The sequence below is a fragment of the Rhizobium rhododendri genome (assembly GCF_007000325.2).
GTDB classification, from domain to species: Bacteria; Pseudomonadota; Alphaproteobacteria; order Rhizobiales; family Rhizobiaceae; genus Rhizobium; species Rhizobium rhododendri.
The window spans coordinates 981,755-1,005,970 of the sequence record NZ_CP117268.1 but is presented as its reverse complement, the minus strand read 5'-3'; the positions used below and the strand labels follow the sequence as shown (position 1 = coordinate 1,005,970).

The following is a 24,216-nucleotide window of genomic DNA, read 5'->3' as shown; positions in this document are numbered from 1 at the left end:
CCTCCAGGTCTATCAGTTTCATTTTGTTGCCGGGTACGTGGAGCCGCTTACGATCGGCGACTTGTCACGCAGGGCGCTCTTGTAAACGTCGAGCGTTTCGGCAGCCACGCGCTTTATAGTCATGCGCTCAATGTTGAACTGGCTCTTGCGTTGCCATTCCTCAACCAGCGACGGGCTTTCAAATAAACATCTAAGTACTCTTGCCCAACCGACGATATCTCTCGGCTCGACAAGCAATCCTGCCGCACCGAACTCAATCAACTGCGGTATGCCATCGACGTTCGCTCCGATGATTGCACACCCCGCCTCCCGCGCTTCCGAAAGCACAAGGGGCGCGGGGTCGGCATGCGAAGGCAACGCGAAAATATCCGCACTTGCCATCCAACGGAAAGGATCATCTTGTGGACCCATAAAAAGGATGGCGCTGGCGCACTCCATCCTTGAAGCCATGTCGCGATATTCTTGCTCGAACGGCCCGCCGCCAATCACATACAGCCTCGAGTTCGGGACATCCCGGTGCGCTATTTGGAACGCCTCGAGCAGATCTGGGAGCCCCTTCCTGGGGTGCAGGCCGCCGACGAAAAGGACGTTGGGAGATTGCAATGCCAATTCAACATGTGTTCGGTTCCCGGAACGGGCACAACCGATTGTTCCGTTCAAAACCACACGCAGGCGTCGAGCACTGATGCCACGCTTGATCATGGAAGCGCCAACCGCGTCGCTCACCGCTATGACGCGTGAACCCAACCCCATCAAGATAGCACTTTTCTCAAACTCATTGTGGACAGTTGTGATGAGGGGAACGCCCGCGATCTTGCACACCGGCCATGCGAGCACTGCGCTCGTCATCATATGGGCGTGAACGATATCAGGTTGCCAATTTCGGACAAAAGCGCGCAAGGCAGCAATTGACCTGAGTGCGGACAGGGGCGAGCGCTGATGGGAGAGAGTGGTCTGAGAAACCGAGTTTTGAGATAGCAGCTCATCGAAATCTCCGCCCCCGCTGGCCAAACAGACATTATGTCCCAGCTTGGCCTGAGCGCAAGCAAGATCCACTGCTGCATGGACATGGCCGTTGGAGCGATTTGTGTGATTGAGAATATGCAATATGCGCAAATACGCCTCCGGGCATTTTGTGGTGATTGCTGGACTTTCAAGCCACGTTCGGACTGCCGCCACGTCAGGTCAGAGAACCGGGCGTAAATTGAAGCAAACGGTTAAGCTGCTGGACGGAGCGCTTCTTCGGCCTCCACAGTTGAAGATCGTGCAGTGGGTTGATAATTGAACCCGCCTTGTCGACCGAAAGATTCAATGCCGAATACGCGCAGTTTTTCTATTGCCTCTGCTGCATGTTGGGCGGCTCCCCGTCTGTAGATAGGATAGGCATGGCTAAGCACGCGGGCGCCTTCCAATCTAAGCTCGCCTTTGAAAAGGCCGTTTTCAGAGACGTGTTCACGAAAATCTGCTTCAGCGCTCTCAATCGTACCGCCTGCGTGATGGGCGATGACCTCGGCACCAAAATACTCTCGAGCGTCAACCAGGCCGTAAAAATCCGAATGCATAGTCAGCCGCTTCCAAGCGCCTTTGTACGAGAAATTGTAGATAATTGGCTGGCGGAAACCGCGGTCGCCTTTGAAACTGAAAAACAATCCGATCAGCGTTATTGTTTCGAGAGGAGGGCCGGGGTCCAAGCCGCATAGTGCGACCGTCCGTTCGATCGGAATGGTAGATATAAGTCTGCTGGTGACGACGATCCGATCTTTCGTGCGCAACCGAAACTGACTTCCGGCTTTCTCAATGCTTCTCATTTGCGCCGACAAACTGACAGCGACCCCCTCGGTCTCAAGCTTGTCAACAGCCACTTTATACAAAGCGCTGAAGCCGGCTTTCGGCCTGGCCAATTGCCGATTTGGTTTGCCCGAAGGTCGTCGCGGGAGCAACCGCGCTAGTAGCTTTCGCAACGACGCGTGCTCGCTGATCCACATCATGCGCTTTTTGGCCAAATCGATATCGATCTCTGTGGTCGAGATGCCGTAGAAGCGCTGCATGTACGACTCCAGCCCAGAACGTCCCAGCAGGTATTCCCCTATCCAGAAGCGCGCAAAGTCGTGCGCATTGTCCATTCGCCGCCTGAAGAGACGAGAAAAGATGACCGATGCGAATATCCTGACGGTGCCCACGGGGCCACTACCAAAGATGTCATCGCGGATCGAGATTGGATAGCTCGTCACCATTCCCTGTGGGTTCAATCGCGCCCACTCCGGCTCAATTGGTAGATACAGAGATAGCAATTCTGGGAAATAGAACAGGAGCGGTGAATCATCCTGGAAAACTAAGCTGCCAATATCAAAAGTATAACCATTTGAGGACCAGTCCAGGTGGTTTCCACCAACGTGCTCATAGTCGTCAATGATGAGAATGTTACGGTGTCCTTGACGCGATAAAATGGCCGCCGATACGAGCCCCGATATTCCAGCACCAAGTACAACTGCGTCAAATTCTTCCTCAAGGAAATAGGATGCGCGGTCCTGATGAATAAGGTTGTCGGTCATAAAACGTCCCCGCTCCGCCGCTAAATTTATGATATCTCAAAAAAAAGAATTTTAAAGTCTAATTGGCAGAACAGGCGAGATATCTGCATCGTTGTTGAATTTGGTTCTGATCGTAGCGCACTATTTGTCCAAATATCCGAGATTTTCTTTGACTATGGCTGAGCGGACCGATTTTATATCCTGTAGCCTATATGTAGGAAAACGTGGTACGTCTTGGTGATGCATTTCCAGTGTTCTTCGACGTCTCCGTTCGTACTTGACTGATATTTTCGCGATCAAAGGATGGATAAGTGCAGCGCCAACGCCTTGATGCCCCCAAGTCCAAAGCTCGATTGCGGGTGACGGCCGATTTTCTGCCGGTAGGATACTCTCTAGAAAGGTCGCTTTCGAAGATTGGCCCTGCTTGCTGTTTTTCGCTCAGCATTGCCCGACGCTCTTTTGTGAAAGTAACGTTGCGTGGCTGCGTTTTGTCACGTGCCAACCAAGTGAGCCACAATGCTTGCCTTTAAAGCGGTTCAGGGTGCTAGCTGGCTAATCGTCTCGCGGTTCGCAGGAAAAATAGTCGACTTCTTTACATTGCTAGTTTTGGCACGGATTTTAACACCATCGGACTTCGGGCTAGCCGCCTTGGGTATGTCTCTTGTTGCAGTGGTGGACACTGTGCTCGAGATGCCCGTGACCCAAGCGCTATTGCGCTTAGACGTAATCGATAAGACGCATCTCGATACGGGTTTTACGTTGAGCATCCTGAGAAGCGTACTGATTGCGATCATCATCTTTTGCGCTGCATGGCCCTTTTCATTCTTCAATGATAACAGCGCGCTTGTACCCCTTGTCGCAGTTTTGACGGTTGGCCCCTTCGTCAAAGGTTTCAACAGCCCCGCGATGGTTCATTTCGCGCGTGATTTGGACTTTAGACGGGCCTTCATGATGGAGTTCAGCGGCAAATTTTTCTCATTCTTTTTGACGATCTCGATCGTCTTATTGGGCGGTGGATACTGGGCGATTGCTGCGAATTTTGTGTCAAACTGCATCATTTCGGCAATCGTATCCTATGTACTGGCACCCTACAGGCCGGCATTCTCACTGGCACGCTTCTCAGACTTCTCGAGTTTTATAGGTTGGTTCAGTGGGTCTCAGCTTGTCTCCGCATTGAATTGGCAATTCGACCGCGTTTTCATCGGAGCGGCCACAGATAATGCAACACTTGGCCGATACGCGATTGCAAGCGATTTGGCTGGGTTGCCATCGCAGAGTGTGATTGGGCCTGCCATGCAGTCTGTCATGTCAGCATTTTCGCGTATTTCCGGGGATGTGGAGCGTCTCAGGCTCGCATTTTTAAAGACTGCCCGTTTTGCGATGTTGATATCGTTGCCGATCTGCGTGGGGATTTCCCTGACGGCAGATCTGCTGACGGAGATATTGCTTGGTGCAAAATGGCAAGGTGCTGCGCCGGCACTGAGTATCCTCGCCCTGTCAGTGATCACGACGCCGTATTTCCAAACCCTTTATTCGGTGGGTTTGGCGGTGAATCGCCCAAATATTCTCTTCAAACTAAATGCCATAGACCTGATGTTGCGGATTATTCTAATTTCGACGGGTATCTTGCTCTACTCCTACATAGGCGCGAGCGTAGCGAGAGTGCTCCTGTCTGTCATCATGTTCGGCTTCTACGTTTTGGAGGCTCGCCGATTGCTGTCGCTCAACATAGTTGTTCAGTTAAAAAATCTCTGGAAAGTGGGGGCAGCCAACGGGTGCATGGCGGTCATCGTTCTAGCATTGCGTTACCAACTTGTCGGGTATCCATTGAACCATACCGTTGAGTTGGTGATGGTGTCTGCGGCTGGAGCAGTCGCCTATACGCTTTCCCTTCTGGCACTGGGGATGAGACTTTCCGTCGGCCGCGGCAGGTTCGAAATCATTGACCAGGCATGAAGCCCTGCTTGACCGCGAAACCGGTTGACGTGACCGCTAGTGTGGTCGGCCAGTTCGTCCGTCGGGGCTGATCGTTTCACCCTAGCGGGGACCGGAATTCATTGGGTTGAAGCCGCCAAAACGCTTCATTACTTTTCCGTTGTCCGAATTTCGATGGTGAAGTAACGCGCTAACAAGCATAGGACAAGGAATAGTTAGGGTCGATTTGAAAGCCCCGGAATTTCCTCAACTTGAAAAAGCACTGTTCAGGGCGCTGCATCCACAAGCACACCGCGCTGGTAGTTGGTTGTAAGCATAATCTGACGGGCAGTGGACGCGGGACGTCGCGGGCTGCGTCTTGAAGCAGTCGAGCGAGACAGCATTCCTTCGATCAAGGTTTCGTCTGTCATCTGGTCGAGCGCCACCACCGCAGCATTTTGCTGGTTCTCAGGTGGCGGTGGCTCGCCTTTACTACGCCTTGGCACGGTTAAGGACGGTCCCAATTACATTTGCTCCGGCCCTGCGCAGTTGTTGAATTGTGTCAATGGCCTCATCGATTGTCGTGCGTCCCTCAGTAACGACCACCACAACAGCATCAGCATGTATGGCCAACGCCAACGCGTCTGTCGATCCTGTCAGCGGTGGCAGATCTAACAAGACATCGCTGGAGATGCGAGCTGTTTCAATGAGACGAGAGACTCGACGATCTCTGAAGTCGGCGAATAGATTTGATTCCGCATTCTTCGAGTGAATAGGGAGGACGGCGATGTCATCACAGTCGCCATGTGTAAATATGACTTCCTCGGGCTTCACGTCTGCGATCAAGATGTCCGCGAGATTCGTCGCCATGGATGTCTCTTGCGAGGCATTGTCAGGCAATTCGTTCACATCAGCTTTGAACAGTGTGACATGGCGGCCGCTATGGCTGATCAATTGGGCCAAACTCAAGCAAAGTGTCGACGCTCCGCTCGGTGCGTCCCAGCTGGCTATGGCAACGACGACGCTTCGTTCGCTGCGGACCGACGAGCAAGCAATCTCGATGGACGTTCGAAGATTGCGGACTGCAGCAGCGTATGGACTGCGGGGTTGACCAACAACCATGGCAGCTCTGTAGCCATCTGACCGCCAAGTTGCATTGCTGCGGCTACCTGCATCCGGAAGGATGCCGAGGCAGACTACACCCGTCTCTCGTGCCAACTCCTTGGCACTGCGAATTTTGCGGTTGAAGGCCAGGTTAAGTGCAAGGCTGAACAACCCGATCAATAGACCCAGCACTCCTCCCAAAGCGATGATGAGTGAGGTCCTGGGGCCGGACGGGCTCAACGGCGCCAAGGCTGCGCCAATGACGCGGGCATCCGCGTCCGGCGTTCCGATCGCTGGTAACGCTCCGTTTTTGATCGCTGTTGTGGCAGCGTCAACCTGCGCGTTGAGTGCATCGAGACGCCATTGTAAGGCCTCGGTACCGGAGATTGCCATCTGCAATTTAAAGGCGACGGATTGCAAGATGTAGGCTGAGACGGCCGCATTCGCTACAACTGCCGGCAAATCTCTCTCAGAGGATGAAAAGTCTATTTCTATGACATAGGATTGGCCAAGACGGCGAGCCTCGATGTGTCTGGTAAAGTTCAAAAATGCCGCCTGGCGAGCATCAGTTGTCTTTCTAAGCTCTTCCTCTACCCCCAGGCCGACAGGGGTGGGAGTGGCCTCTGCCATGTCGAGTGCCGTGGAAGTCCAGGGAAACGCGGACCTCAACCGGCTTTCCGCCACAGCCCTTAAACTGGAGAGCATTACGCTCACCTTGGATGGAGGGCGCGGACCGAATTCCGGATTTTTCTGCAGTTCGAGCGTGTCGAACACGGTACTCAAAAGACGCTCGGAACGAATGATTTGCAATTCACTGTCGGCGCGGTTCAAATCGAGCCCCTGTGCACCGCCGTCCTGACCAGACACGGCAGCTTGGCGCCGAGGTTCCAGGAGAAGGGTCGCCGTCGCTGTGTAAACCTTCGGAAGCGAGTGCGCATAGACCACTCCGAACGCAAGACCGACTGTGGTAAAGACGACAAGTTTATATTTATGACGAGTTGCAAGCACCCCAGCTGAGCGTAGAAGTGCAAGTGGTCCTTCGTTGACAGTTTCTGCGGGGGTAGTGTCAAAGCGCCATAGTCGCGAAGCGCGCTCCCAAGGTTGCGGACTGTTATTCGTCATCTCGACTTCGCTCCTACATTGACTTTAAGCGTACGGCTTGCAGAGGACAGCATTGCGGCCTTCTCAGGCGTGATTTTCCCACACACCACATCTGCGATGGCAATCAAGTTGCCCTTGGCTCGCCCGCGTCGGTCAATAAACGGCTCCGGCTTCAGGGCTTTTACGAAATTGCTCAGCATGTTTGCACCGATGTGCGTAAAGACCCGCTTTGACGACATGGTACCCTTCAATAGGAGATAAATGGGATTGGCGATCTGAGAGTAGCCGAGGCGGTCTCCTGCGACGCGGCCGCTTTTGACTCCCATATGGACGCCGAAAGCATCAGCGCCCTTGACGAGCCGACCGCCCGGTTTTGCAATGGCTGCTGCAAAATCCCGGTCCTCAAGCCAGCCATACAGTACCAACCGCTCATCGAAGCGCGTGTCGCCAATGGCGCTGACGCGAAACGCCATATTGCAGCCGTAAGGACTGTAGGGCTCTATCCATGTCCAATCGCAAGGCGGGGCGGAATCGATGAGACGGAGGCCCTCGTCGAAGGAGACGGCATCTCCAGTGATGCCGTCTTTGAGGACGCGACCGGTAAAGCCAATGACCTGGCTTTCGTCGCGAAACGTCGCGGCGGCCTTCCTAAGCCATTCTTTATCTGCGATGAAATCGTCGTCGAAAAAAGCCACGATCTCGGCAGTCGGCGGCAATGCGCCAAGCGCGGTGTTTCGCTGTGCGGCAAGACCCGGAGGGCCCGTCAACACGGTCACCGCCGGGTTGTCAACAAGATCGCCGGCATCTGCAAGATTGACGCATGAGACGATCAATGCCTCAGGCGCAAATGTTTGCGTACCAAGCAGATATTGAACAGTCGCCTTCACAACCTCAGGCCGTCCCCTTGTCGCGACAACCACGGCCGTGCGGGGAAGGCGTGGCTGCGGTGGATTATAGGATTGTGCCTGCGACGAGGGTCTCTCGAGCAAATCGAGATAAACTGCAGCTGCGTCGCACCATCGAAAGCGTTGCGCTTGCTCGTGACCGCGCCCGACAAGATCGGTACGCAATTCGGGCGAAAGCACCAGGGCCCGAATGCTGTCGACCCAAGCCTTAGCATCGTTCGGGGACGCCATTAGAGCTGCATCTCCACAGACTTCGGGCATGCTGGCACAGTCGGACGCGACAACCGGGCAGCCGCGCGCCATAGCTTCGATAATCGGAAGGCCGAAGCCCTCCGTAAACGATGGAAAAGCTAAGCAGAGGGCATTGTCGAGTAGATAGGCTAGATCGTCGTCTGTCACGCGCCCGATAAATTTTACGTTGGGCCGACTTTGAAGAATGTCGGCCGCGTAGATTCCATCTCCGCCACCGGCAACCACAAGATTGATTCCAATCGCATCCAGATCTGGCGCCGCATTGACGAGCAACGACAGATTTTTGTGGCGCGCCCGTGATCCCAGAACCAGTACAAACGGACGTCCTGTCGTTGCTTCCAGGACTTGAATGAAGTCAGGTGCAATCTGGGCTTTTGCCGGATCCCATTTCAAGGCGTGTTCATGTCCATTGGGAATAACGGCAATATCTTTGAGGGAGACGGGCAAATGCCGTGCGATTTGACGGGCTGCAGCGTGAGACACGGCGGTGACGCGGGCTGATCGTTGCGCCAGCACCGGCTGCAGTGTCTGATAGGCTGCGCGGAACGTGCGCCCGTAGCTCTCGGGGGACGCAAAGACATTTGCGTCGTGAATACACAGGATTTGATCGGTCTTTAAAAGCGGCGCCGTGTTGCACAGGTTCAAAAGACGCCCCTGGCATCGCACTGGCAGTATGATTTGCTCCCAGGAGTGGCCAGCGAGTGGGCCAGCCTCAATGAGGCTCAGATTCGCCAAGCCGAGATCGCGAGCGCCCCGTGGCGATACAATCTTCACGCGCTTCGCAGATGTCGCCAACAACTGATCCAACGCTTTGACAACATTTGTCGCGTACCGCTGCACGCCAGTTGCCTTCTGGACAAGGAAGCGACCGTTGATCGTGAAGGATGCCGTCTCACTCATGACTTAACTCCTAGGAAAGGATAGGGTATTGCGGCTGTCCGTGTCGCGCGCTCTGGCTCTGCTGTGGCTAAGGCTGCCAGCAGATAGAAGAACAAGCCTTGGTCAATTGCCGAAGACACCAAGAGATCTCCGAACATCAAACCTAGACAGCCATTACGGGCCGAAAGCCGGACATCTGCGGTAAAACTTCCAGGAAGGCCGCGGCGCTTGAGCAAAGCACCATAGGTAAAAGCGCAATAGAAAAATAATCCCGGTAGCCCGACATTTGACAGCAATGCGAGCAGCAGGCTCGAAGTACGCGCGGTCCCCAGACCAACACCCAAGTAATAGCTATCTACAAAATTCTTAATGCCGAGCGCGTTCCAAGAATTGCGTTCAATCCCTGAATCGGTTGACGCTTTACCAAGAACAACGAGGTCGGCGTAATTGTAAACGATCTTCGACAAAACAGGGTCGATAGCGACCCAGAGGCAAACCGCCAGCATGATGATGGGAAGGAAAATAATTGCCGCTGTTGTTAAACTGCGAGTCTTCTGACGACCGCTCAACGACAGGGCGGTCACATAAAGAAGAACGAGGATCACAGGAGCGCCGGCCAGGCCTGTCGATGACGTGGACAAAACGACAAGGATAAGCGAGATCAAACCGGTAAGTCCGGTCAAAAAAGGGCGTCTGCCACACAGCCAAAGCGTTGTGCAGAAAGCAAACGTACCAAGCGCCGTGCGTGCGAACGATGACGTTTCGGTAAATGATCCGACGATGCGCTTGACACCTGCAACCTGTTCATCCGTATGAAGCGTGTATCGTGCGTTTCTCATGAAGCTCAGAACCGCTTGAGTTCCCGTGCTAAAGGTTGCGATATCGAGAAAGGCGAATACGACAATGAGCACCGAGCAAGCCAGCAACCCCGCGACAAGAGAATTGAAGCCTCGATGAGTTGATGCAACGGCAACGGTGATGGTAAAACAAATAAAATTACCAACCATGTAAACGCTTTGCGTCAAATTGCTGGACACAGTGGTCAGGGGAACGGTGGATCGAGTTTCGCCATAGACTGTGCTGCCAAGCGGCACGATCTGTGTAGCGCCTTCCAACAGGCGCGGTAAAAAGTAGGCGCTGATCAGTCCGTAGATGACCAGACCAGCAAGCCAAAAGCCAGGCTCGGAGGGGCGCAATGCCTGGACAAGGGCGCGCGCCTCCTCGCGCCGGGTCATGACACCCAATGCCAGAAAACCAAGAATAACGTGGCCTGGTTGGATATTCGCTGCGCCAACGAGCATTGCCGCAGATGCGCCGAAAATCGAAGCGATGGCCGCCGCGATAATTGTTGTGTTACTTCCCCGAAGGAGGCAATAAAATCCTATCAAGATCGTTGCAATGCCGATCGGCTCGACACTCATGCCAGCACACGCAACGGTGTCGCCACAGACTGATGGCGAAGCCAGAAATATCTGCTGAAATGGTTTCGAACCACCGCCATCAACTGTACTCTATTAAACACGATATTTCAGGGGTTCGGTGAGCCTCACGTCGACGCGTCCATGTCTGGTGAGACATGCCTGTCAGAGGTCGACATCGGTTCACCTCTATCGGTAGTCTTTACGCTGCGACCACGCGCCGGCCGTAGCGTTTATTTATTGGTCGTCGTACCGACCGCATGGCACGACAGCGTTGGTCTTTGACAGCACTTGTTCTTGAGAGCGAAGAGGCGGGAAATGGTTGTCATCTCCCATGCTCAATAGCTGCCACGCGTACTGAGAACGGCCGGAATAGTTTTTGCCATAATGACGAAATCGCCAACTAAACTTCGCTCTGCCACGTAGCGAACGTCAATTTCGACACGCTCGGAATAGCTTGTCTCGCTTCTGCCGCTCACCTGCCAGAGACCCGTCAATCCCGGTCGAACGGCTATGTAGTCAGCAATGTGAGGTCCGTAGAATAAAGTCTCGCTTTGTGTGATAGGGCGAGGACCCACCAAACTCATATCCCCACGAAGCACATTCAATAGCTGTGGAAGCTCGTCGATGCTGCTGCGACGCAAACTGCGCCCAAATGCCGTTACCCTAGGGTCTTTCTTGAGCTTTCGACTCGCATTCCATTCTGCTTGTATCTCTGGATTATCCTTCAGGTGCTTCTCCAGGACCTCATCGCTGTTTTTCACCATAGTGCGGAACTTGAAGCAGTGAAACGGCACGCCGCGCTTTCCGATGCGGCGATGGGCTATCAGGATAGGCGCCCCTTGGGTCGCCAGTAAAATCAGGGACACCATTGTGATCAATGGCAGCAACGCCACCAGAGCGATTAAGGCTAAAAAGGCATCTATCAGGTATTTGAAGAAACTTCCAAATCTATCCTCTGCTTTTCGGTGATCTACAGTTACCGGCGGCGGGATAGATGCAATATTCGCAGTAGGCTCCTCCGATGCGTCAAAGCCAGTGATCAGATCGACGCTTTTCATTCGATACTCCTCAATGAGCCAACGCTAACCACCTACGGAGGCTCGGCTTTACACTCTGAAGATAGGTTAACAAGTAGTAAAGGGTTTGACAATAACATAATTAAACAGCATCATTTCCTCGCGACATTTAAACGTAGGTATGCAGTTAATCAAAATTCGGAGTCGTCCGATATATTTAGGTGAAGCAAACTGAATATGTTCTTGGATGAAGTATGGTTTATGGTCCTTTTGCTTCATATTCGCGAAGCACAATTCAATAACATAATCAATGGGGTTGCGTTTGCGTGTAGCTATAATACATTACTGGCTTGTTGGAATGCGTGGTGGCGAAAAGGTCCTCGAAACACTCTGCAGGATGTATCCATCTGCTGATATCTACACACATGCATATGACCCAACGGTCATATCAGAAGTAATAAAGAGTCATAAAATTGTCACTACATTTATAAATCGGCTGCCATATTCTACTAAGCTATATAAAAAATACCTTCCATTGATGCCAATGGCCTTAGAGCAACTTGATCTAAGTGAGTATGATCTTGTGATAAGCAGTGAATCGGGGCCAGCAAAAGGAGTTCTGCCTATGCCGGGCGCGGTTCACGTCTGTTACTGTCATTCCCCCATGAGATACATCTGGAATATGTATAATAAATATTATGAGAGCTCTGGATTGGTCACGCGAATGCTGATGCCTCCGCTTGCTCACTACTTGCGCAACTGGGATGTTGCGACATCTAACAGGGTCGATCACTTCTCTGCTAATTCCGCAACCGTTGCTCAGCGTATCAAAACTTACTACCGGCGCGACGCCCAGGTAATCCATCCTCCTGTTGATACCAATGCATTCAAGGCGGCCGCCATGCATGATGTCGGCGATTATTATCTGATGGTCGGAGAACTGGTCAGTTACAAGAGGCCGGATTTGGCCGTGATTGCCTGCAACCTCCTGAAAGCCAAGCTTGTCGTGATTGGCGGCGGAGAGATGCTCGAGCGAATAAGAAAACTTGCTGGACCGACTGTGACTATCTTGGGGCCGCAACCGTTTGACGTATTGAGGCACCACTATGCCCATTGCCGCGCGCTCATCTTTCCAGGGGAGGAAGATTTTGGGATTGTTCCTGTGGAGGCCATGGCCAGCGGTCGTCCTGTTATCGCCTACGGGAGAGGAGGGGCGACAGAAACGGTTATCGCGGATGAAAGCGGGGTCTTTTTCGATGTCCAGACCACGGAGGCGCTTATAGACGCCATCGAGAGGCTCGAAAAGATTGATTTCAATCCCGCCGCTGCTGTCAGGCGTGCCGGAGACTTCACCACCAATGCCTTCGTGGAGAGGTTTGGCGCTTTTGTCGATGAGGCGATCAGTCCCGCTCGTGCGATGAGGACGGCATAAAGATGCTGATTGCGAAGATTGCCAAACATCAAAGTTCAATTGGGGTGTAACCATGCGTTCAGCAGTTTGGGAGAGAGCCACGTCTAACGTCTTGTTGTTGTGCCAGCCATTGCGACGGCTGCGTATAACCCCAACCTGGCGCCTGCTGCTTGGATCGATTTTCGGCCTGGCGATCCTAAGTGGGTATTCTGCCCTCGCGGAAGATTACATCCTCGGTCCTCAAGATAAATTGAAGATCCGGGTGTTCGAATGGCGACCGGTAACCGGCACCGCATTTGAATGGGTCCCGTTGAACGGCGAGTTTGTTATCTCTGCCGCAGGAACCCTGTCGCTGCCGATTGTCGGAGTGGTACCGGCGAGTGGGCTTACCGTCGATCAGATCTCAGATTCGATTGGCGAGCGGTTGAAGAACCAAGTCGGTATGCAAAAGCGACCAAACGCCTCGGTTGAAGTGTCGGAATATCGGCCGTTTTTCATCGCAGGTCTGGTGACCAAGCCTGGAAAATACGCTTATAGTCCTGGCCTGACGGTGGTTCAGGCGCTCTCCATGGCAGGGGGGATGACAGGTCCTGTCGATGTGAACGTGATGGGTCTGCAACGTGATGTGCTCACAATGCGGGGTGATCTTCGTGCTTTGAATATCGAGCGTTTTGGGCTCCTTGCCCGCCAAGCGCGGGTCGATGCCATCATCAACAATCAGCCTTCCGTTGTCTTTCCTCCAGAACTAACGACCCATTCGGGTCAGGCAATTGTCGATCGCATCATGAAAGAAGAGGCAGACCTCTTCGATACACGCCAGCGGTCGATCAGCGCTGAGATCGTCGCACTCAATGAAGCAAGAGTTCTTGCTTCGAACCAGATCGAGGCGCTGCAGTCGAAAGCCACGTCCCTGGCAAAGCAGATTGACTTGGCCAGTAAAGATCTTGGAACCGTCAATAAGCTGGTATCTGCCGGACTGAGCGTGTCGGCGCGATCCTTGGGCGCCAGCCAGAATCTGGCAGACCTCGAAAGTCGAAGTCTTGATGTTTCGCTGGCCAATTTGAAAGCCCAGCAAGACGTTGCGAAGGTTGATCGGGACATAACCGATTTACGCAATCGCTACCGTGTGGATGCGTTGACCGAAGCCGCGGACGTCAGGGCGAAGATTGGAGCCAATGCTGAGAAAGTGCAGACAACGCGCGCGCTTTTAGACAATATTGCGCTACAAGCGCCTATGGTCGCCAACTCAGCCGTGGAAGACGGGTTGCAGTCATTTGAAACGACGATTGATCGACTGGTGAGCGGTCATACCAGGACCCTCGCGGTGGGCGACAATGACGCGGTCGAACCCGGCGACCTCATCCGGGTTGAAAAATTGCCCGAGACAAATCTCGGTGCGCCGCAGACAAATTCTCGCAGGCCGGGCCCGTCAGACCAAAAACGCGACGGCTTTTAGAACCGGTCTTCTAAGTTCATCGATTTTTATCGCTGCGCGCGGGCAGAGATTTGCATAAATCGGGCGACTGCTATAGACAAGATTGCACTGCTATTGTTGGCGGGTCTCGGAGCTAACTGTTGATGCATTGGAGTTTCTTAGTCTGGATTTTGGTGGGCATGGTGTGCGCCATCAGACTTCCAATACTCCATTTCACGCTTGTCGTGATTGCCGGCGTTTGCGTCTATGCAGTCCTTTTTCAGTCGTCTTATGTTTCCGCCGGACAATTGTTGGTTTGGTGCCTCATCTACGGCGCGCTTCTGCAGTTTGGGTATGTGTGCACACACTGTATCTTCTATCTCACCTACATCAGAACGGCGGTCAAAGAACGACGCTCGTCCAGTCAAAAAAATCGGTCCGGATCTTAGCCTGATTGAATGTGCTGATCGAATATTTCCAACGACACATGACAAAATCTTTTTCCTTCCCAATCTGGTGAGGATGTCATCTGTGCTCCGTTAAGCGCTCGATAATAGCCACCCTTAGCCCTTGTTGGTTGCGATGGGAATTGACAACTGGCCCCACCGATATTGTCTTGAAAGACAATTTGCCGGTCAAATCACACAGTCTGACCGTCACAACCATCTGGCACCCGGTAGAAGGCAAGGTGACGCGCGCCGCGTTAACGGATGGTTGTGAAGAGGTCATTTTTGTCCAGCGAGCGCCTGACGCAATCGAATGCTTCCCACTGAGGAAACGCCGATCTCATATAGGCTTCGTCCGGAATCTTGTGATCTTTTCCCCAGTGCGGTCGGGCTGAAAATGAGCGCATGAGATCCTCGAAAGGGCGCAGGATCTCATCTTGTTCGCTTCGTTTAATCATCCAATAAATATTGAAACAGACAGCATCCTGGCCCGCATTTGGGCCAAGGTAGGACAGGTTATTGCCCTTGACGAATTTCATTTCCATAATTTTTCCGAAGTTTCTGCTAGCAAATTGACTTGCTGCGATACGATCCACAACACGCTCCCAGTCCTTCGTGTCGACCGAATATTGCATACTGATCCGAACGTCACTTTTTGATCGTGCTTTTGTCGCCGGCACGTTTGAGCGTATTATGTCTTGAGCCAAATGCACAGCCGGGCGGATTATCGATCTCAGCATCGACTGCCGTCTTGGCTCCCAAACTGCATTTCGGTGGCTGACATAGGGATTGAAGCCCTCATGCCTATCTTGCCGCTCTTCCAGGCAATCGACCTTTATCTTGTTTGTGCCGAGCGACCAGTGGACCCAGACGTGCGAATATCGCGACAACACGGCAGTGCGGGTCGCCATAAATTCGTCGAGGTCGATCTCAAGTTTGGTGTAGCGGACCCACGGCATATCAATTGCTTGAAAAACGACTTTGGTGATCACCCCAAGCATGCCGACTGAGACCCTGGCCGCACACATCTCGGCCTCAGACACCAATTTTCTATCGAAAGTCTTGAGCTCACCGGAGGCAAGCACGACGTCCATCGACACAACGAAATCGGACATCGTACCGCTCCGGTGGTTTGTGCCGTGCGTCGCCGTCGCCACCGCACCGCCCGCTGTCATTTCTGGAAGAAAAGCGAGTGATGGTAGACACAGGTTTCGCCGACCGAGCGCGCGTGTAATATCGCCCATGCGCACGCCGGCGTCGACCGTTATGGTCTTTGCAGCCCTATCGATGACACAGAGCCTTCGCAATCCATCCAATTGCAGAGAAATTCCATTTGTGAAAGAGTGTTCAGACCAAGAGTATCCAAGGCCCATAGGCCGAATTTTCAAACCGGAAGATGTCGCATAAGTCACAGCGCGAATGACATCATCTATAGATCGCGCGTGTATTACCTTGGCTGGATAGAAAGTCTTGAAGCCATCATATATATATACCATATTTTATCCAAATACAGAACTACGATTGCGACGAATGAAGAAACTTTCTCGAAGGTATATAAATGAAATTGCACCGTCTACATAAAATCTGTGCGCCTGAGAAATTTATTTAACTATCCCGAAAGATCATGCAATAAAGATGAAAGCGCATTCATCTTATATATTGTTTTGCCTTTCGGCGGAATATTTCCGAATAGTATTGCCAGCTTTTTCTGATCAAGTGACACGTTTTGATATGATATTGAGTGTTCCAGCATGCCGACCGCTGGCAGATTTCCAACTCTTGAAGACTATTTATTGGGTTGTACTGCGAAGGGTTCCGCCCGATAATTTTATCCTGTAAATCCTGTAAATCCTGTAAATCCTGTAAATCCTGCACCTCGCGCGTCGATGGGCGACCTTGGCCTATTACGCTCGCTGCTGCCAACCTTTAAACTTTGCCCAATGCGCGGCAGAGTTTCACCGAAGTCGGCGAGATCGTCATCCTTAAATGGATGCGAGAACCTTTGTGGTCCCAATGGAACCATTCTTTCGTACCGTCAGCGTGGACTGTCCGCAGGTAAGTGGCCTCACATGTCGAATTACGGTATTCTCCGCGAAAGTTTATTCATTGGTGAGACAAAGCCCCTTCACGCCGCCAATGTCGGCGGCAGGCTGTGGAGTAACCTGCCGTATCGGACGAATGGCGATGATTATCGACGACACACTCGGTGGGTGCTTTAGCAATCAATCTTCAGCGTGGTCCTTTGCCAGCGCTGCGACAAGACCTATGATGCGCTTTCTGATTTCTGACGATCGGATGCTCGAGAACGCACGGTTGAGATTGCTGCCTTCAATGGTGGCAACGAATTGCGTCAAGTCCCTGAGCGGGGATATCGCATCGCCATCGTCGTGATCAGGTTGCTGCTCATTTCCTTCAAAAAAATAAGAGACGGGGACTTCGAGGATCCGAGCGATGTTGCTCATACGACTGGCACTGACGCGGTTGGACCCCTTCTCATATTTTTGCACTTGCTGGAACGTGACGAACAAACCATCAGCCAAGACAGTCTGGCTCATTCCCTTGATCCTGCGCTGCAGCTTAATGCGCCTTCCGACCTCAATATCGACCGGATCTGGTTGTTTCGAACTCGCGGTCAAATGATCTTTTTCCTTTTCAGATCGACGGTCAATCGTTATCGATTTATTGAATAGCCTTGGAATGAGCAATGATTCTTATGCCGTTCATGCATATCCCGGCCGAAATTCTCCGAGTTTGTTAAGAAATACCTTGGTTATTATCTCAGTCTAGCTTGACAGATATGCAGGGCATTTGCCCTTACGACGATCGTTTCGTGGCTTCATCGAGGGCGTTCTGTGCCGTCATTATACGCTTACTTCAGAAGCGGAAACATCAGGGTCCGCACGTCCCATCCCCGACGCTCTCACTTTTGACAGGTCAGCCGCAGCACACCAGGAATGCGATGACCATTCCGAGAGCGATAATCGCAACATTTGCAGAAACACCTTCATGGCGGACAGAAATGCAGGGCGGGCCAGGTTGCCGCGCAGCCGCGGTATCGCAAAAGCACAGTTGCGAAACAGGGATCAACGGTAAAGATGCCAAGATGAGAGCAACAGTGCGGTTTTCGTTAGGTGATCGGACTCGTTGACTTGGAGACGTCGTGCTTGATCCCTATGTCTTCCCATTCGGCGACGCCGGCTGAAGGCAATCTCTATCGCGAGACCTTCACACGTGTGCCGTAACGAGGGTGGACTTGTCTAGCAATAAAAAGTTCGCTCTCAGTGCTGCGTTCCTGTGTCGTCAAAATTTCATATTTGCTTTGAAACCATTGTTAGCGAAGGGCCGTAGCTATCGCTGTATCCATGACGGATACGCGCCATCGGCGTTAGGGAGAGGCCTTTATTCGAGGGGCCAGAAAAACCGGGAAGAATTCCATGATCAAGTCCACACTACGCATAGTCGCAGTCGCGGCTACGCTTGCAGCAGGCACCATGCTGGCACATGCCGAAAACCCAATGGTTGGTGGCGCGGCAATGTATGCTGACAAAAACATCGTCGAAAACGCTGTCAACTCAAAGGACCATACGACACTGGTTGCAGCCGTCAAAGCGGCGGGCCTCGTCGAAACCCTGGAAGGTAAAGGGCCTTTCACCGTCTTCGCACCAACCAACGAAGCCTTTGCGGCTCTGCCGGCAGGTACGGTCGACACGCTCCTGAAGCCTGAGAATAAGGACAAGCTGGTCAAGATCCTGACCTGCCACGTGGTTGCTGCCGACGCCATGGCGGCGACCGTCGAAAAGATGATCAAGGACGACGGCGGCAGCCACAACATCAAAACCGTCGGAGGCTGCGTGCTCACGGCAAAGGAAGACATGGGCAAGCTCACCCTGACGGATGAAAACGGGACCGCCGCTACTGTCACCATCGCTGACGTGAAGCAGTCGAATGGTGTCATCCACGTCATCGACAAGGTACTTCTGCCAAAGATGTAGTCCCAAAATTGGGCGCATTCTATGCGCCCAATTGCCAGGGCCACGCGTGTCGCCCGGACTCAGAGCCGCTTAAATAGCTTGCGGCGGTTGCCCTTCTCGATTTTCATTAGGATCGAAAGGAGATGCTGCCATGAATATTTTGCGGCTTTTGTTGGAGGGCAGTTGCGCCAGTGGCTGGAGTGCCGGCAACTCTGCAACAATCACCGGCGCTCCACTCTCGATGGTCACTTGCGACCGTTCCGATCTTGTTGCGACGGGCGACACGACATCGGCTGAAGATCGCAGGCTTGATGTGCGGTCAAACTTGTGCAACGCTCGCTACCTGCGAAGTGTAGATGAGCCGACCACTCGACTGCCAGGCAACATTTGGTCAAGGCGTGGTCAAAGTGTCAGAGATAGACGCCCCCGGCACGAGCCTGCTGAGCACCGCCAGCAACGCTATCGTCCGTACCCACGTTACCTGCGCGCGAGATACCATCTTGATCACCGGCCTGTCGTCCTGAATTCTGTCTGCGAGCCTGGCCATCGCTGCCCTGCCCCTGGCTTGTGCCGGGTTGTTGCTGCTGCTGGCCCTGGGGGCTCTGCTGGTTGTTGCTCGATGTTTCCGGCGCGGTGTAGGTCACGGTCATGCGATCGACGCTGTAGCCCTGCTGGCGCAGTGAATCGATCATCGCGCTCTGGTCGTTGCTGAGCTGCCTGTAGGCCTCGGCAGAATGGACCTTGAGATCGACGGAAAGCTGCTCGCCCGAAAGCCGCATGGTTGCGGTGACAGTCCCCAGATTATCCGGGTTCATCTGAATTTTCAGAGTGTTCATGACTTTGCTGGCACTGGTCGTCGCCGATGCTCCGGTCAGCGCAGCATTGGGCTGCATGGCCGCTGCCCAGTCCTTGTTGCCCGTCAGCGAATTGGCGACCAGTGCCGAATTCGAGCCATCGGCGAGGCCGACGAAGCGTCGGGAGTCGAGGACAGTGACGGTGGCCCCGGTGTCGCCGCTTGCCGATTTGATGTCGAGCTGAGGCGTATCGTCGGCATTCCGGCTCGCAGAGAGATCCAGCGACTGTACCTTGCCACTCGCCCGGTCGACGTTAAACGTTACGGGGGCGTCACCGTCGGTAGATGTGCCGGCAACGGCATTGCCCTGGCCAGCGCTGCCCATTGACGGCGCCAGCATGGCCATGCCCACGGCAACGGCGTCGCCGCTGTCGTCCGCGGCGTCGGCCGGAAGCGCATTTGCAACAGAGGCCGCGCCGGGATCGATCTTGCCATTGCCGGTGTGGAGCTGCCCGGCTGCGGCAAGGACGCTGGCGGAGGTCTGCGCGGGGATGGCAGCGGCCGACAAACCGGCTCCGAGCAGCGACAGCACGTCGGTCACGGCACCGCTGGCGGCATTGGGGTCGGATGCATTGGCATCGGCGTCCTTGCTATCGTCGGCGGCAGCGCCGCTTTTGCTGCCCTTGACGCCGGGAAGATCGCCTTTGACGGGCGTGGCTGGCTCGCCTGTCGCCGCGCCGGCAACGACATCGGCCAATTGCTGGGCAAGTCCAAGTGGCGAAGTTGCCTCAAGATCGCCCGCTTTCACCGAGGCTCTGGATGTCTGGTCGTTGACGGCGTTGGCTGCCGCGGCGAGAAATTGCGCGGAAGCATTCACGCTGTCATTGTCGGGCCATTGCACTGCAACTGACGGGAGTGCCAACGACGTTGCATTCGCCTGATTTTGATCGCCTGATGCGCTTCCTGCAGCGATGGCCTTTGCATCGCCCGTTGTCGGCGTCGTCAGGTTTTTGCCATCCTGATCACTTGCCGATCGGTCGAGAGCGTCCCCGAAGCCATGCGGGTCATCACTCTGCCTCCCGTTGCCGCCAATTCCATTCTTTGGAGAATTCACACCGACTGCGCACGCCGAACCCGTTGCCATGCTGACGTCCGCCATATCTTTTCCTTTTTTCCAAGGAACTCAACTGCAGAAAAGCGCACACATGGGCATGTGTCTAGGATGACTATCAAAGAAGGATCCCGCCGGTTCGACGTTGCTAATCGAATTGAACCGCTGTTGCGGGCTCCTTCATTCTGTCGCAAACGCTATTTGCCATTTGTGATATTTGATGCGGTTGCCTCATTCAGGCCTCTGCCTCAGGCTTAATCCTTAGAACTTGCGTCAGGCTTTGCGCATCATGCGGATGCCGAGAGTGTACATCCTGAGGTTGAGGAGTTTTAACGAGCGCCCGTGGCTGGGGACGTTCAGATACAATATTGGCCCCTCCCGCGGCAGTCACAAGAGGCCGGACGTGATCCGACCTCGAGAGACAGTTCACGCGGCGGCATAGGGCGGGTAATCGATGTAACCGTGGGCATCGCCACCGTAATAGGTAGTGCGATCCGGTGGGGTCAGCGGCCAGTCATTTCGCAGCCGGGCCACGAGGTCCGGATTGGAGATGAACGGCTGGCCGAACGCGGCCAGATCGATCGTGCCGTCTGCGATCAGCTTGTCGGCGCGCGCGCGTGTCATGTTGCCAGCCAGGATCAACGCCGTGGCGGGAAGGCTCTTGCGGAAGTCGCCGAGCAGACGAACGATGCTGTCAGAGACCGTCTCTCCGTTGGTGTCCTCGCCTCCGACGTAGCCCGATTGGTCCATGATATGGATGTAGGCGATGCGCCGTTCGCCAAGCGCCGCGGCCAGTGCCGAGTAGGTCTCCTCGATCTCGCCGTGATGCGGCATGTCGAATAGCTTGCCAAAGGGCGACAGGCGGATGGCAACACGCTCGCGGCCGATCCGGGAGATCGTGGCATCCACTACTTGGAGCGCGAACCGCAGACGGTTTTCCATCGTGTCGGCGGCGTAGCGGTCCTTGCGATCGTTGACCTCGGGGTTGAGGAACTGCTCGAGCAAGTAGCCGTTGGCGCCGTGGATTTCGATGCCGTCGAAGCCTGCTTCAATGGCGTTGCTGGCGGCATTGGCGAAGTCGCCAATAACACGCTCGACCTCCTCTGTCGAAAGCTGGCGTGGTTTCGTTGTTTCGATAATGGCCGGAATGCCGTTCTCATCGTATCCAAAGGCGGTCGCGCCTTTGGCGATTTTCGAGCTAGCGCTGACGGGATCGATGCCACCTGCCTGGATCGAAGGGTGGGACACACGGCCGACATGCCATATCTGTGCGAACATCCGGCCGCCCACGGCATGCACGGACTGTGTCACCAGACGCCAGCCGGCAATCTGCTCGGGCGTGAAGATGCCGGGATTGAAGAGATAGCCCTGACCCTCACGCGAAATCGGAGTGCCCTCGCTGACAATCAACCCAGCTGTGGCACGCTGCGCGTAATAGAGGGCGATTGTCGCGTCGGCAGCATCGTGTGGAGCGCGCGAGCGGGTCATTGGTGCCATGACCACCCGGTTGGCAAGCTGCGTTCCGGAAAGATTGAATGGGGTGAAAAGATCTGTCATGCGGTGTCCTCGTTTCGAACTGACCATCTTTATAACGCCTGTCGCGCAAAATATTTATAGGCTACAGTTCCGATCATTGCGGAAGAAAGGTGGTTTATGGCAGAGCCCGTCGATAGTCTTGCCTCGCTCCGAGCGTTCGTAGCCGCAGCCGACACCCGAAGTTTCAAACTGGCGGCCCAGGAGCTCGGACTTTCCTCCTCGGCAATCGGCAAGGCCATTGCGCGGCTGGAGGGACAATTGGCGACGACGCTGTTCCATCGAACGACCCGCACCATCTCGCTGACCGAGTCGGGCGCCATCTTCCTGGTCCGCGCCCGCAGAATGCTGGAAGAACTTCACGCCGGAGAAGCAGAGTTAGCGGAAGCGGCGGGAAGCCCACGTGGCAAGTTGCGCGTCAGCCTTCCTTTGACCGGCTCGCTCTTTACCAGGGCGCTCGCGGCGTTTGTCGCCGAGTACCCACAGGTCGAACTCGATCTGGACTACAGCGATCGCATCGTCGACGTTGTCGAGGAAGGTTTCGACGTTGTGATCCGGACCGGGCACACCGGAGACTCCCGGCTGCTTCACAAAACCCTCGGTAGCTTTACCTGGCTCCTTGTGGCAGCACCCAGTTACCTGGAGAAGCACGGAGAGCCGAGAGCGCCAGGGGAGCTTTTTGACCATGTCTGCCTACGCCAGAAATTTTCGTCCGGACGTATAGCCCCGTGGCCGTTGAAATCTGCGCCGGGACAGCAGGTGCCGGTTAGTCTGAGCGCAAGCGTCATCGACCCGCTCCTCGATCTAGCTCAGCGCGGCGGGGGTATCGGATGTTTTCCGGAATTCCTCGTGCGAGAAGGGCTGGCAAACGGACGGCTACGCTGCATTCTTGAAAATGAGGTCGACCGTAACGGGGTCCTGACGATGTTATGGCCAGCAAGCCGTTTTCGTGTGCCGAAGGTCCGTGCTTTTGTGGACTTAGTGTCGAACGAGGTCAGGGCGGAAGTCGCTGGTGCTAAGCGGCTTTTACTATGAAGATCCCGACCTTATGTTTATTGCACTGGTGCTCAAGAGCTAGCGCCGTCAGACCTTCTGGCCTCGGTCCGGACGGCCAAAGCTTTGCGCCGAACCCGCTACGTGCGCCGGCATGAAGACGGCCGCTTCTTGGCTTGGATGTCGCCGGCGGTGATCGAATACAGCACCATCTTAAGCCAAGCTCCAGAGCTGCCCACCCTTTAAGATCGAGCGCCCGCACCCGTAAATGACCACTCGGGGTTTTGGTATCCCTGCTATTTCCCAACTATTGCCCGATTAAATGCCTGATGACGGAGCCCTGGAACGGAACGGCTCATAACTGGTTGTCCGGTGACTCAAAAAAGGAATATGCAATGACCAAGCATGACGAGACGTCGCCACCAAAATTATCCCGCCGGGCCGTCGTAGGCGGTGCTACTGCAGTCGTAGCCACTGTGGCTTTGGCATCACGCCAAACAAACGCGGCGCAACCATCTACCGCAAATCCGACTGAGGTGAAAATCAGCAACCCGACAGAGCTCTATCCAAAGCCACCGTTCAAATCGCAGACGCAGCCTTGGCCTGGCCTCGCTAGCAAGATGGATCCCAAGCCAGATCATGGCGAGACTAGCTACAAGGGATCGGGACGTCTTGCCGGCCGCAAGGCCCTGATCACCGGGGGAGATTCCGGCATGGGGCGCGCGGCAGCCATAGCGTTCGCGCGTGAAGGTGCAGACGTTGCAATCAGCTATCTGCCCGATGAGGAGCCTGATGCCCGTCAAGTCATAGAGCTCATTAAACGAGAGGGTAGAGTAGCAGTGGCGCTACCCGGCGACATCCGGGACGAAGCGCGTTGTGGCAAGATTGTCGAGGAGGCAGTGCGCCAGCTTGGTGGGCTCAATATCCTCGTCAACAACGCCAGTCGACAACAACAGCGCCCGTCGCTTCTCGATCTCTCCAGCGAAGATTTTGATGCAACGATGAAGACCAATCTCTATGCGATGTTTTGGCTGACAAAGGCGGCGCTTCCGCATCTGCCAGAAGGATCGGCTATTATTCAGACAACGTCGGAACAGGCTTACGACCCATCCGAAGACCTGGTCGATTACGCGATGACGAAGGCTGCGATGATGTCCTTCACCAAGTCGATGGCAAAACAGCTCGGCCCGAAAGGCATCCGTGTCAATGGCGTCGCCCCTGGACCGATCTGGACACCGTTGCAGGTAAGTGGAGGTGCCACGCAAGTCAAACTCATGTCCTTCGGCGGCAACACCCCGCTTGGCCGGCCTGGCCAGCCTGCCGAATTGGCGTCAATTTACGTCCAACTCGCCGCTGCCGATGCGAGCTATGCGACTGGTCAGGTGTACGGGGCAGCCGGCGGCAGTGGCCAACCGTAAATG

At 54.4% G+C, this 24,216-nt stretch carries 17 protein-coding genes; 6 read left to right on the top strand and 11 right to left on the bottom strand.

The window, feature by feature from the left end; genetic code table 11:
• Positions 1–18 precede the first annotated feature (18 nt).
• Both PR018_RS22420 and PR018_RS22415 read right to left on the bottom strand, forming a co-directional pair.
• Entirely contained in the window at positions 19–1,116 is a 1,098-nt protein-coding gene (locus tag PR018_RS22420) for a glycosyltransferase family 4 protein (RefSeq protein ID WP_142831102.1), read from the bottom strand.
• A 101-nt stretch (positions 1,117–1,217) separates the two neighbouring features.
• A complete protein-coding gene (locus PR018_RS22415; RefSeq protein ID WP_142831103.1) occupies positions 1,218–2,552 on the bottom strand; it encodes an NAD(P)-binding protein in 1,335 nt (444 codons plus the stop codon).
• Positions 2,553–3,047: 495 nt separating this feature from the next.
• Between PR018_RS22415 and PR018_RS22410 the strand changes: the two genes are divergently transcribed.
• Complete coding sequence (locus PR018_RS22410) at positions 3,048–4,487, top strand: lipopolysaccharide biosynthesis protein (RefSeq protein ID WP_142831104.1); 1,440 nt, start codon at positions 3,048–3,050, stop codon at positions 4,485–4,487.
• 450 nt (positions 4,488–4,937) lie between these two features.
• Here the strand turns inward: PR018_RS22410 and PR018_RS22405 are convergent, their stop codons facing one another.
• The 4 genes from PR018_RS22405 to PR018_RS22390 form a co-directional block, all read right to left on the bottom strand.
• Entirely contained in the window at positions 4,938–6,671 is a 1,734-nt protein-coding gene (locus PR018_RS22405; protein WP_142831105.1) for a Wzz/FepE/Etk N-terminal domain-containing protein, read from the bottom strand.
• Entirely contained in the window at positions 6,668–8,707 is a 2,040-nt protein-coding gene (locus PR018_RS22400; RefSeq protein WP_142831106.1) for a glycosyltransferase, read from the bottom strand. The genes PR018_RS22405 and PR018_RS22400 overlap by 4 nt, the downstream gene beginning before the upstream one ends.
• Positions 8,704–10,107: a hypothetical protein gene (locus PR018_RS22395; protein ID WP_142831107.1), complete on the bottom strand. Its 1,404-nt coding sequence runs from the start codon at positions 10,105–10,107 to the stop codon at positions 8,704–8,706. Before PR018_RS22395 ends, PR018_RS22400 begins: the two co-directional genes overlap by 4 nt.
• A 335-nt stretch (positions 10,108–10,442) precedes the next feature.
• Positions 10,443–11,165: a sugar transferase gene (locus PR018_RS22390; protein WP_142831108.1), complete on the bottom strand. Its 723-nt coding sequence runs from the start codon at positions 11,163–11,165 to the stop codon at positions 10,443–10,445.
• A 316-nt stretch (positions 11,166–11,481) separates the two neighbouring features.
• Between PR018_RS22390 and PR018_RS22385 the strand changes: the two genes are divergently transcribed.
• Entirely contained in the window at positions 11,482–12,555 is a 1,074-nt protein-coding gene (locus PR018_RS22385; RefSeq protein WP_142831123.1) for a glycosyltransferase, read from the top strand.
• 52 nt (positions 12,556–12,607) lie between these two features.
• Positions 12,608–13,990 (top strand): polysaccharide biosynthesis/export family protein, encoded by a 1,383-nt coding sequence (locus tag PR018_RS22380; RefSeq protein WP_142831109.1) that lies wholly within the window; start codon positions 12,608–12,610, stop codon positions 13,988–13,990.
• A gap of 661 nt (positions 13,991–14,651) precedes the next feature.
• Here the strand turns inward: PR018_RS22380 and PR018_RS22375 are convergent.
• A complete protein-coding gene (locus PR018_RS22375) occupies positions 14,652–15,890 on the bottom strand; it encodes an FAD-binding protein (RefSeq protein WP_142831110.1) in 1,239 nt (412 codons plus the stop codon).
• Between the two features lie 726 nt (positions 15,891–16,616).
• Positions 16,617–17,030 carry a helix-turn-helix domain-containing protein gene (locus tag PR018_RS22370; protein WP_224129640.1) on the bottom strand — a complete coding sequence of 138 codons (414 nt, stop codon included), beginning with the start codon at positions 17,028–17,030 and terminating at the stop codon, positions 16,617–16,619.
• A 798-nt stretch (positions 17,031–17,828) separates the two neighbouring features.
• On the opposite strand from PR018_RS22370, the gene PR018_RS22365 reads away from it, so the two are divergent.
• A complete protein-coding gene (locus tag PR018_RS22365) occupies positions 17,829–18,386 on the top strand; it encodes a fasciclin domain-containing protein (protein WP_142831111.1) in 558 nt (185 codons plus the stop codon).
• Between the two features lie 69 nt (positions 18,387–18,455).
• Here PR018_RS22365 and PR018_RS22360 read toward each other — a convergent pair whose 3' ends face one another.
• From PR018_RS22360 to PR018_RS22350, 3 genes are all read right to left on the bottom strand, one after another.
• Entirely contained in the window at positions 18,456–18,614 is a 159-nt protein-coding gene (locus PR018_RS22360) for a hypothetical protein (RefSeq protein WP_153816490.1), read from the bottom strand.
• Positions 18,615–18,775: 161 nt separating this feature from the next.
• A complete protein-coding gene (fliK, locus tag PR018_RS22355) occupies positions 18,776–20,035 on the bottom strand; it encodes a flagellar hook-length control protein FliK (RefSeq protein ID WP_161991068.1) in 1,260 nt (419 codons plus the stop codon).
• A gap of 660 nt (positions 20,036–20,695) precedes the next feature.
• Positions 20,696–21,826, bottom strand: coding sequence for an alkene reductase (locus tag PR018_RS22350; protein WP_142831963.1), 1,131 nt, complete (start codon positions 21,824–21,826; stop codon positions 20,696–20,698).
• A 96-nt stretch (positions 21,827–21,922) separates the two neighbouring features.
• Here PR018_RS22350 and PR018_RS22345 point away from each other — a divergent pair, with 96 nt between their 5' ends.
• Positions 21,923–22,837: a LysR family transcriptional regulator gene (locus tag PR018_RS22345; protein WP_142831962.1), complete on the top strand. Its 915-nt coding sequence runs from the start codon at positions 21,923–21,925 to the stop codon at positions 22,835–22,837.
• 353 nt (positions 22,838–23,190) lie between these two features.
• Complete coding sequence (locus PR018_RS22340; RefSeq protein WP_142831960.1) at positions 23,191–24,213, top strand: SDR family oxidoreductase; 1,023 nt, start codon at positions 23,191–23,193, stop codon at positions 24,211–24,213.
• Positions 24,214–24,216: the final 3 nt, after the last annotated feature.

What these genes read in the sequence shown, in the direction of transcription:
- PR018_RS22405 (WP_142831105.1), bottom strand. Translation starts at nt 6,671, where the DNA reads ATGACGAATAACAGTCCGCAACCTTGGGAGCGCGCTTCGCGACTATGG.
- PR018_RS22410 (WP_142831104.1), top strand. Translation starts at nt 3,048, where the DNA reads ATGCTTGCCTTTAAAGCGGTTCAGGGTGCTAGCTGGCTAATCGTCTCG.
- PR018_RS22350 (WP_142831963.1), bottom strand. Translation starts at nt 21,826, where the DNA reads ATGACAGATCTTTTCACCCCATTCAATCTTTCCGGAACGCAGCTTGCC.
- PR018_RS22380 (WP_142831109.1), top strand. Translation starts at nt 12,608, where the DNA reads ATGCGTTCAGCAGTTTGGGAGAGAGCCACGTCTAACGTCTTGTTGTTG.
- PR018_RS22365 (WP_142831111.1), top strand. Translation starts at nt 17,829, where the DNA reads ATGATCAAGTCCACACTACGCATAGTCGCAGTCGCGGCTACGCTTGCA.
- PR018_RS22375 (WP_142831110.1), bottom strand. Translation starts at nt 15,890, where the DNA reads ATGGTATATATATATGATGGCTTCAAGACTTTCTATCCAGCCAAGGTA.
- PR018_RS22340 (WP_142831960.1), top strand. Translation starts at nt 23,191, where the DNA reads ATGACCAAGCATGACGAGACGTCGCCACCAAAATTATCCCGCCGGGCC.
- PR018_RS22395 (WP_142831107.1), bottom strand. Translation starts at nt 10,107, where the DNA reads ATGAGTGTCGAGCCGATCGGCATTGCAACGATCTTGATAGGATTTTAT.
- PR018_RS22345 (WP_142831962.1), top strand. Translation starts at nt 21,923, where the DNA reads ATGGCAGAGCCCGTCGATAGTCTTGCCTCGCTCCGAGCGTTCGTAGCC.
- PR018_RS22390 (WP_142831108.1), bottom strand. Translation starts at nt 11,165, where the DNA reads ATGAAAAGCGTCGATCTGATCACTGGCTTTGACGCATCGGAGGAGCCT.
- PR018_RS22385 (WP_142831123.1), top strand. Translation starts at nt 11,482, where the DNA reads ATGCGTGGTGGCGAAAAGGTCCTCGAAACACTCTGCAGGATGTATCCA.
- PR018_RS22415 (WP_142831103.1), bottom strand. Translation starts at nt 2,552, where the DNA reads ATGACCGACAACCTTATTCATCAGGACCGCGCATCCTATTTCCTTGAG.
- PR018_RS22400 (WP_142831106.1), bottom strand. Translation starts at nt 8,707, where the DNA reads ATGAGTGAGACGGCATCCTTCACGATCAACGGTCGCTTCCTTGTCCAG.